Genomic DNA, 9,011 nt, shown 5'->3' with positions numbered 1-9,011 from the left:
TTGATCCGATCGTAGGTGTGCTTGCGCAGATCGTAGTTGCGGAAGCAGCGCTGGGTGAACGCGATCCGCGATACCAGATCGGCGGCCCGGTTGGCCGCGTGCAGGGTTGCCTCCAGCGCCGCCGCCTGCTCGGGCGTCGGCAGGAGTTTCACCTGCACCACCAGCCTCACATCGAACACATACCGTTTGGCCCCTGCCACCTCGATGGGAACCGAACCCTGACGTCCGGACAGAAAACCCAAGTCATGGAAGCGATTCCTCCCGGGCGTAAACGCCCGGGGTTCGTCGCTAGGTGAGGCTGAAGACGGCGGGGGCTAACCGGCGCGCAGGGCGAGGAAGAGGTCGACGCGGTCGGCCATGGACGACAGGTCCCTGCCGGTCAGCTCCTCGACCCGCCTGATCCGGTAGCGCACCGTGTTGACGTGGACGTGCAGGCGCTCGGCGCAGGCGTTCCACGAACCGGTGCAGTCGAGGAACGCGCCGAGCGTGCGCACCAGATCGGCGCCGTGCCGCCGGTCGTAGTCGAACAGCGGCCCGAGCAGCCGCTCGGCGAAGGACGACCGCACCTCGCCCGGCGCGGTCGCCAGCAGCAGCGCGTGCGTGTAGATCTCGTCGCCGGTGACGACTCCCCCGCCGCGCGCCTCGGCCAGCCGCCGGGCGTGGCCCGCCTCCTCAACCCCGCCCCGGATGGCCTGCGGCCCGGTCAGCGCCCCGCTCACTCCCATCGACACCGTGAGCGCCGGCAGTCCGTCCGCGATCACCGCGGCCCGGTCGCGCAGCCGCTCCGCGAGGGCGTCGCGGTCGTCCCCGTACGCGTCGCCGCGCAGCGGGACCAGCGTCACCGACGCGTCGGCGCCGGCCACGGCCACTACCCGCCGGTCCAGCAGTTCCTCCACGATCCGGCCGCCCAGCAGAGCGGGGTCGGGGCCGTCGGTCGCCCCGCGCCGGCTCGCCGCCGCGGCGACCACCGCGTACGGCTCCGCCGGGTCGACGCCGCAGGTCCGCAGCCGCGCCGACAGCTCTGTCGGCTCCCCTCCGGCGCAGGCCAGGGCGATCAGCTGCTCGGCCAGCCGCCGCTCCACCCGCCGGCCCGCCTCGGCCCGGGTGCGCTCCAGCGCGACACACGCCGCCAGCTCGAAGCCGATCTCCGCCTCGACCTCCCCCCGGCACACGAGGGCCCAACCGGCGGCCCGGTGCGCGCGGTCCACGGCGAACAGCGTGAACGCACCGCCGCGGTCCACCACCACAGGCAGGCGTACGGCGGCGAGGTAGTCGCGGGCCAGCCGTACGGCCTGGTCTTCGGGCAGGGCGCCCGCGACGACCGAGCCGCAGGCGGACACCACGGCGGCCGTGACGCCGAGCTCGGTCTCCACGAGGGCGAACAGCTCCCCCAGCCCTGCTCCCTCGGCCACGGCCGCGACGATCCTGCGGTGCCGCCCGAGAGCGCCGCGCAGGTCACCCGCCTGTACGGCGGCGACGCGCCGGCCCACGAAGTCGGTGACGGCGCCGAACGACACCTCGACGGGCACCTCCAGCAGCGGCAGGCCGTGTTCCCGGCAGGCCGCCACCAGGTCGTCGGGCACCATCCCGAGCCGCGCGTCGCCCGCGCCGATCGCGGCCACCCCCGCCTCGGCCAGGGCGGTCACGAACCGCGCGGAGTCGCCGGGAGACTGCCGCCACATGAGGCCGGTCAGCACCAGCTCGCCGCCCGACAGGTAGCGCCGGGGGTCGGGCAGATCGGTGATGAGCACCCCGCTGATCTCACGGTCCGGCGTCTCGTCTCCCGTCAGCAGGACGAGCCGCAGCTCCGGAGCGGAGAGCAGATCACGCAGCAGCACGACCGACAGCCTATTTGGAGGTATGTACAAGCATCGACCCCGCCCGCCATGCCGTTTCCCATGACCACGCCGATAGGCCCGGCCCGGCCGGGTTGCTGTACTACGAGAGTGACGCGGCCATTGACGACGGACACTGAGCGGCCCTCCGGGATGCCTTCGGGGATCGGCGAGAGCGTGCCGCGCCCGGACGGCAGCCTGAAGGTGAGCGGTGAGTTCGCCTACTCCTCGGACCTGTGGCTGGAGGGCATGCTCTGGGGCGCCACCCTGCGCAGCCCGCACCCGTCGGCGTGGATCCGTTCGATGGACGTCGGCCCGGCCCTCGCGATGCCCGGCGTGTTCGCCGTGCTGACCCACGAGGACGTTCCCGGCGAGAGGTTCTACGGGCTGGAGCATCGGGACCAGCCGGTGCTGGCGATCGACCAGGTCCGCTACCAGGGCGAGCCCGTGGCGATCGTGGCCGCCGACCATCCGGAGACCGCGCGCCGCGCCGCCGCCGCGATCGTCGTGGACTACGAGGTGCGGACGGCCGTCACCGACCCCCGCCGGGCCGCCTTCGACCCGTCCTGCCCGGCCGTCCACCCCGGGGGCAATCTCGTACGGCACCAGCCGGTCAGGGTGGGGAGCACCTTCGCGGCCGAGGTGGTCGTCACCGGCGAGTACGAGGTCGGCATGCAGGACCAGGCGTTCCTCGGGCCGGAGTCGGGCCTGGCCGTGCCCGCCGAGGACGGCGGGGTGGACCTGTTCGTCGCCACGCAGTGGCTGCACGTCGACCAGGGACAGGTCGCTCCGTGCCTCGGCCTGCCGCCGGAGAGGGTGCGCCTGACGCTCGCCGGGGTCGGTGGCGCGTTCGGCGCGAGAGAGGACCTGTCGATGCAGGTCCACGCCTCGATGCTGGCGCTGCGGACCGGCCGCCCCGTCAAGATGGTGTACGGCCGCGAGGAGTCGTTCTTCGGCCACGTCCACCGGCATCCCGCCCGGATGCGGTACGAGCACGGCGCCACGGCCGACGGGCGGCTCGTCTACGTGCGGGCCGAGATCCTGCTCGACGGCGGAGCCTACTGCTCGTCCACGCTCGCCGTGGTCGGCAACGCCGCCTCCCTCGGCGTCGGGCCGTACGAGGTGGACAACGTCTGGATCGACGCGTACGGCGTCTACACCAACAACCCGCCCTGCGGCGCGATGCGCGGGTTCGGGGCGGTGCAGGCCTGTTACGCGTACGAGTCGCAGATGGACCGGCTCGCGGCGGCCTGCGGGCTGTCACCGGTGGAGATCCGGGTCCGCAACGCGGTGTCGCAGGGGTCGCGGCTGGCCACCGGGCAGCTGATCGACAGCCCCGCGCCGCTCGCGGAGATGCTCACCGAACTGGCCGCGATGCCGCTGCCCCCGGATGCGCCGTCCACGGATGCGCTGCCCACGGACCCGGCAGGCGCCGGGCCCGACCTGCGCCTGCTGCCCGGCGGCGTCGCCCAGGCGACGCGCGGCGAGGGCGTGCGGCGGGGCGTGGGCTACGGCGTCGGCATCAAGAACATCTGTTTCTCCGAGGGCTTCGACGACTACTCGACGGCGCGGGTGCGGATCGAGGCCGCCGGCGACGAGCCCCACGTGCTCGTGCGCACCGCCGCCGCCGAGGTGGGCCAGGGCCTCGTCACCGTGCAGGCCCAGATCGCCCGTACGGAGCTGGGTGTCGAGCGGGTCACCGTCGCCCCGGCGGACACCGGGGTCGGCTCGGCCGGGTCGTCCTCGGCCTCCCGGCAGTCGTACGTCACGGGCGGGGCCGTACGGGCCGCCTGCGTGGCGGTGCGGGAACGGCTCGGCACGCTGCGCGCCGCGCATCCGGAGCTGTCGCTCGTGGAGGTCCTGGAGCGGTGCGGGCCGGTGGAGGAGACCCGGGAGTTCCGTCACCGGCCGACCTTCCCGATGGACCCGGTCACCGGCCAGGGAAACTCCCACACGCAGCTCGCGCTGTGCGTGCACCGCGCGGTGGTCGACGTCGACGTGGACCTCGGCCTGGTCAGAGTGGTCGAGCTCGCCGCCGTGCAGGACGTGGGGAAGATCCTCAACCCGCTCGCCCTCGAAGGGCAGATCCACGGCGGGTCGGCGCAGGGCCTGGGGCTCGCCCTGATGGAGGAGATCCAGGTCAGGGAGGGTAAAGTGCTCAACCCCTCGTTCACCGACTACCTGATCCCCACCATTCTCGACATGCCGCCGATGCGGCTGTCGATCCTGGAGAACCCCGACCCGCACGCGCCGTACGGGCTGCGCGGGGCGGGTGAGCCGCCCACGCTGTCGTCGACCCCGGCCGTGGCCGCCGCCGTCAGGGCCGCGACCGGGCTGGATCTCCCCCGCGTGCCGATCCGGCCCGAGGACATCGCCCTCGTGCCGGCTTCCCGGCCCTGAACCGAAGGACCGGGCTTCCACGCTGTGGGTGTTCCGGTGAGCCGCCGAAGAACCGCGGCCGTCAGCCCGTCCGTGCGGGCGGGCTGACGAGCGGGATCGGCCGGCGCGGGCTCAGCCGGCTTCCGAGCGGGCCGACCGGCGGCGTCAGTCGGCGATGTAGCCGATGGAGGTCACCTCGTAGCCGCGGGCCTTCGAGCCGCCGACCCGCATGAACATGGCGCCGCCCTCGTAGGAGTAGGCGCAGCTGTAGCCCTTCGCGTCGCGGTTGCAGCCCTGGAACATGTAGGCCACGCCCCTGGGGTCGTACCTGTGGAAGAAGAGCTTGGCGACGGCCTTGTTCGTGGCGGCCTCCAGACCCCGGTAGCGGTCGCCCGCGCGCCACGCCTGGAACAGGCGCGTGGCGGCGGCGGACGGCGTGACGAGGTGGCGGGACTCGTACACCTTCACGACCTTGGAACCCGAGACGACCATCAGGATGCCGTCGAGCCCGCCCGGGACGTTCACGCTGGTGTGGACGAACCGGCAGTCGCGCCCCCCGGTGCAGCCCGCGAACCGGTCCGGGGCCCGGAAGGGGTAGGCGAAGATCGTGGAGACCGCGCCGGCGGTGGCGACCCGGGAGGCCGCGTGGCGGTCCCGGCGCAGCCAGGCGTCGAACAGTTTCCTGGCGACCGTCGCGGGCGCGGGCTTCACGCGCGTGGACACCGCCTGTGCGGCGGATGGGGCCGGGGCCTGCGCGGCGGACTGCGCGAACTGCGCAGAAGATGCGGAGTGCGCGAGGGCAGGAGCGGCGGGGAGAAGCAACGCGGCGGCCGCGGCCGAACCGGCCACGCCTCGCAACCATGGTGCTGACACGCCCCGCACATTATCGGCCCCTGCTTGCACCCCGATTGCCCACCGCTTGCATGTCCACCGGAGGCCCCGGCGGCCGGAATCGGCGCCGCAGCCCATGCGCGGACCGGTCGCGGCGGCCCGCTCAGGCCGCCGGCGGCCTGAGCGGGCTGGCGTAGCCGTGGAGGTGCTCGCCGGGGGCCGTAGCGGGCACGGGCCGTCGGTGGACGCGACGCGGCGTCTGCCGTCATGCCGCACGCTGCCGCACCGCTCCGCCGCCCAGCGACGGTGAAGGGTCAGACCATGTCGTCGGGGTCGCAGGCGACGCCGTCGTGGTCGACGTCGACGTACCAGGCGTACTCGGGGTGGCGGCCCTTCGTGTAAGGCCCGGCGCCGTGGGCCTTCGCCTCCTTGCACGAGGCGTAGCGGCCGCTGTTCCCTCCGGCCGCGCCGCCTGAGGTGAGCGTGGCCTGTGTGGCGCCGGGCTGGGCGGCGCCGGTCGTGCCCTGCCCGCCGTTCTGCTGGGAGACGCCGGGCGGGGTCGAGCCGGGCTGGGGGGCGTTCTGGTTCGTGCCGGACTGGTCGAGGCCCGGCTGAGTGCCACCAGGCTGGGTCCCGCCCTGCTGCGTGCCGTCCGGTTGAGTGCCACCAGGCTGGGTCCCGCCCTGCTGGGTGCCGTCCGGCTGGGTTCCGCCCGGCTGAGTGCCGCCCTGCTGGGTCCCGTCCGGCTGACCGGCGCCGGGAGTGGGATTCGACTGCTGGCCCGCGGGGGCCGATCCTCCGGTCAGCAGGCCGATGATCGCGTCCGCCTGCGCCTTGTCGAAGCCCGCGATGCCGAGGCTGTCCTGCGTGATCTCCTGGGCGACGCGGGGCGCCGCGACGACCTTCTCCCCCACCACGACCGCGAGCTGCTGCTTGACGGTGTCCCGGGTGAGCTGGGCGATCTCCTCGCGGCTCGGCGGCGACAGCACGAGCCGGACCGTGTAGGTGCCGTCGTTGTCGGGCACCTCCTCGATCTTCTGCACGGTCTTGACCGTGACCCCCGGGTCGAGCAGGTAGCAGGTGGTCCCCTTGTCGTCCGGAATCGCGTCGGTCCCCTCGCAGGGCGCGGGCCGCACCCCGGTGACCGGGGCGAAGTGCACGGGAGTGCTCAACGTGTGGACGGGCGTCTGCTTGAGCGGCGGCGCGTCCGGATTGCGGGTCATCAGCACGGCGACCGCCCCGAGGACTCCGGACATCACGACCACCGTCACGAGCGCCGCCACGAGGGCGATCGTCGTCCCCCTCGCCGCGCGGGGCTCCGAGGGCCCCTCCGGCGCCGCCGGGTCGGCGGGCGCGTCGAGGGGCACGTCACCCGGAACCTCCTCGACCACCTCGACCACGACGTCGGACGGCGCGGGAGGAAGGTCGGCGAGCACCTCGACCGGAACACCGGGAGGAACGTCGGCCGGAACACCGACTGGAACGTCGATGGGAACGCCGGGAGGAACGTCCGCGAACGCGTCGGGAGGCAGGTCGCCCGGCCCGCCGGCGAGCCCGGGCGCGCCGAGTCCCGCGGGTGCGTCGGCGACGCCGGGGTCGCCGCCGGGCAGGCCCGCGACCCCGTACGGGTCGCCGGCCACGCCGGGACCGTACACGCCGCTGCCCGCACCGGGAACGGCGCCGATCACCTCGGTCTGCCCGAAGCCGTCCGGCGGGATCTCCTGCGAGCCGTACGGGTCTCCGACCGCACCCGATCCGTCTCCCGGCGCGCCGTACGTCGCGGCATGGCTGCCGCCGGGCGGGCCGTACGCCGCGGTGTGCATGCCGCCGGGCCGGTCGTACGTCTCGGCGGGCGCACCGCCGGCGTCGTCCGGGCCGGCCGGACCCCACAACGGTGCCGTCTCAGTCCCCGGGGTCGGTCCGCCGGGCCGCGGACCGGGTTCCTCGTCTCCCGGCACGGGCGCGTTCTGCATCCCCACCTCGATCCCTGACATCGCTCGCAGAGCCTACCGACCTATGCCAACGGTAGGTAACCGGGTGACCCTACGCGGTTCAGCACCGTCCAACCTTGACCATTTGTCATGAATGCCCGACAAAATGGTGCTCGTTGTCCGCTGCCAGGGCAAACGCGGGAAGCGGACAGTGGACTACATGAAGGTGGGAGTGCCCCGAGAGATCAAGACCCATGAGTACCGCGTCGCGCTCACCCCCGCCGGGGTCAACGAGTTCGTCCGCAAGGGCCACCAGGTCGTCGTGGAGCAGGACGCCGGAAGGGGGTCGGCGATCCCCGACGAGGACTTCGTCTCCGCGGGGGCGGTGATCCTCGACTCCGCCGACGAGGTGTGGGCGGAGGGCGACCTGATCCTGAAGGTCAAGGAGCCCGAACCGGAGGAGTACCCCCGGATGCGCGAGGGCCAGGTGCTGTTCACCTATCTCCACCTGGCCGCCTCGGAGCCGTGCACCCGGGCCATGCTGGAGTCGGGCGTCACGGGCATCGCCTACGAGACCGTGCAGCTGCCCGACCGCACGCTGCCGCTGCTCGCGCCCATGTCGGAGGTCGCCGGACGGCTGGCTCCCCAGGTCGGCGCCTACCACCTCATGCGGCAGGGCGGCGGGCGGGGGGTGCTGATGAGCGGCGTCCCCGGCACCTATCCGGCCAAGGTCGTGGTGATCGGCGCGGGCGTGTCCGGCATGAACGCCGCCGCCATCGCGGTCGGCATGCGGGCCCAGGTGCTGCTGCTCGACCGCGACGTGGACCGGCTGCGCCAGGCCGACCTCGTCTTCCGGGGCAACTGCCAGACCATCGCGTCCAACGCGTACGAGGTCGAGCGGGCGGTGGTGGACGCCGACCTGGTGATCGGCGCGGTGCTCGTGCCGGGCGCCAAGGCGCCGACGCTGGTGAGCAACGATCTCGTGGCCCGGATGAAGCCGGGGTCGGTGCTCGTCGACATCTCGGTCGACCAGGGCGGCTGTTTCGAGGACTCCCGGCCGACCACGCACGCCGACCCGGTCTACCGGGTGCACGGGTCGGTGTTCTACTGCGTGGCCAACATGCCCGGGGCGGTGCCGCACACCTCGACGTACGCGCTGACCAACGTGACGCTTCCGTACGCGCTGTCGATCGCCGACCTGGGCTGGCGCGGGGCGCTGACCGCCGACCCCGCGCTCGCCCTCGGCCTGAGCACCCATCAGGGCCAGCTCACGAGCCGCCCGGTGGCCGAGGCCCACGGGCTCGACGCCGTGCCCGTGGACCGCGTGCTGGTTCCCTGAGCCCCTCCGGTCAGGAGGCCGGGGACGTGCTCGGCATCGGCTCCTGGCTGGTCTCCGCCTGCGGCGGCGGGAGCGGCTGGTCGGAGGTGGTGCCGATGCCGCCCGAGCAGGACGCGCCGTACTCGGGGGTGTAGGTCGGGTTCTGCTTGTACTTCTTCACGAACTCCGGCAGGCGGGGGTCCTCCGCGCCGTCGAGGGTGATCTGGTGGTCCCAGGACGAGGCGACGACCTTGGCCGGCAGGTTCGGGTACGGGCTCAGCAGCATGTAGTCGGCCGAGGCGATGGTCTTCAGCTTGTCGACCTCCGCCTTCGGCAGGTCGGGGCGGTAGGTGATCCACACCGCGCCGTGCTCCAGCGAATGGACGCCGTGCTCGTTGTGGATGGGCTTGTCGTAGATGCCGCAGTTCTGCCAGTAGTAGTTGTGCTGGCCGCCGACGGGTGGGTTCTCCTTGTAGTCCACCTTCGTCCAGGCGTGGTCGGAGCCCTTGTAGTTGAAGGACTTGACCGCGCCGAGCGACTTGCCCGAACGATCCTTCACCACCCAGACGGCGACAAGAGCGACCAGGACCACGATGACGAGGCCACCTATGCCCCACATGAGAAGCGCGGCGCGCCGCTCCTTGCGCTTCTGGTCGGCGCGCATGCGGGCGAGGTGCTCACGCCTCGCCTGCGCCTTCTCCTTGGTCATCGCTCCTC

General features: G+C 73.0%; 6 protein-coding genes and 1 pseudogene. 2 read left to right on the top strand and 5 right to left on the bottom strand.

The annotated features are described in order from the left end of the window. Together F5972_RS32650 and F5972_RS32645 are read right to left on the bottom strand one after the other, a co-directional pair. Positions 1-242: pseudogene (locus F5972_RS32650) on the bottom strand (RNA-guided endonuclease TnpB family protein); the annotation flags it as partial. 72 nt (positions 243-314) lie between these two features. Further along, positions 315-1,838, bottom strand: a complete 1,524-nt coding sequence (locus F5972_RS32645; RefSeq protein ID WP_150939257.1) for a PucR family transcriptional regulator — start codon at positions 1,836-1,838, stop codon at positions 315-317. A 150-nt stretch (positions 1,839-1,988) separates the two neighbouring features. Between F5972_RS32645 and F5972_RS32640 the strand changes: the two genes are divergently transcribed. Then, positions 1,989-4,235 carry a xanthine dehydrogenase family protein molybdopterin-binding subunit gene (locus tag F5972_RS32640; protein ID WP_150939296.1) on the top strand — a complete coding sequence of 749 codons (2,247 nt, stop codon included), beginning with the start codon at positions 1,989-1,991 and terminating at the stop codon, positions 4,233-4,235. Between the two features lie 144 nt (positions 4,236-4,379). On the opposite strand, the gene F5972_RS32635 is transcribed toward F5972_RS32640, so the two are convergent. Together F5972_RS32635 and F5972_RS39065 are read right to left on the bottom strand one after the other, a co-directional pair. After that, positions 4,380-5,087, bottom strand: coding sequence for a hypothetical protein (locus tag F5972_RS32635; protein ID WP_150939255.1), 708 nt, complete (start codon positions 5,085-5,087; stop codon positions 4,380-4,382). A 272-nt stretch (positions 5,088-5,359) separates the two neighbouring features. Continuing rightward, positions 5,360-7,039 carry an excalibur calcium-binding domain-containing protein gene (locus F5972_RS39065; RefSeq protein WP_150939253.1) on the bottom strand — a complete coding sequence of 560 codons (1,680 nt, stop codon included), beginning with the start codon at positions 7,037-7,039 and terminating at the stop codon, positions 5,360-5,362. 157 nt (positions 7,040-7,196) lie between these two features. On the opposite strand from F5972_RS39065, the gene ald reads away from it, so the two are divergent. Then, positions 7,197-8,315: an alanine dehydrogenase gene (gene ald / locus F5972_RS32625; protein ID WP_150939251.1), complete on the top strand. Its 1,119-nt coding sequence runs from the start codon at positions 7,197-7,199 to the stop codon at positions 8,313-8,315. A 10-nt stretch (positions 8,316-8,325) separates the two neighbouring features. Here ald and F5972_RS32620 read toward each other — a convergent pair whose 3' ends face one another. Further along, entirely contained in the window at positions 8,326-9,003 is a 678-nt protein-coding gene (locus F5972_RS32620; protein ID WP_150939249.1) for a DUF3105 domain-containing protein, read from the bottom strand. Between the last annotated feature and the right edge of the window lie 8 nt (positions 9,004-9,011).

Source organism: Microbispora cellulosiformans, assembly GCF_008728085.1.
Lineage (GTDB): Bacteria > Actinomycetota > Actinomycetes > Streptosporangiales > Streptosporangiaceae > Microbispora > Microbispora amethystogenes.
Note: the sequence above shows the minus strand (reverse complement) of the source record. Positions and strands in the feature narration are given on the sequence as shown.